Below are 452 nucleotides of genomic sequence, written 5' to 3'. Positions count from 1 at the left end.
AATTCGCACAAGGAGGCATTAATGAAAAAGGACTTTTTTTTGATGCCGCTGTTACACCTGAACAACAAAAAATAAAAGGACACGGAAACCCAAAAAATAATTTGGGAGACAAAATTTTATCGTATTGCTCAACAGTTGACGAAGCATTGGAATTCTTGGAAAGAGAGAAAATAGCTTTGAACAAGAGCCATATGATGTTCGGAGATAAAACGGGAAAAGCAGTTGTAGTAGAATGGGTAGATGGCAAAAGGCAGCTTCATTGGATTGAGGATAACAAATTGATTATGACCAATTATCTCTTGTCTGAACCAGAAGCAGGCAATTATCCTTGCTATCGTTATGAGAGCATTGAAAACAGGATTTCGGAACTTGAAGATAACGGAGAGGAAATCAACCTGTTAAAAGTTGGGAACACTTTCGGAAAAGCTGGACAGCCTGCAAGAGAACTTGAG

Annotated in this window: 1 protein-coding gene; it reads left to right on the top strand. The window is 38.5% G+C overall.

Annotated elements, in window-relative coordinates; genetic code table 11:
- Positions 1-452: carcinine hydrolase/isopenicillin-N N-acyltransferase family protein (locus E1176_RS00165; protein ID WP_155208580.1), on the top strand; the 452-nt coding region annotated here is incomplete at both ends.

It is taken from the genome of Fulvivirga aurantia, from assembly GCF_009711475.1.
GTDB classification, from domain to species: Bacteria; Bacteroidota; Bacteroidia; order Cytophagales; family Cyclobacteriaceae; genus Fulvivirga; species Fulvivirga aurantia.
The sequence above is the reverse complement of the archived record's forward strand: the minus strand, read 5'-3'. Positions and strand labels throughout refer to the sequence as shown.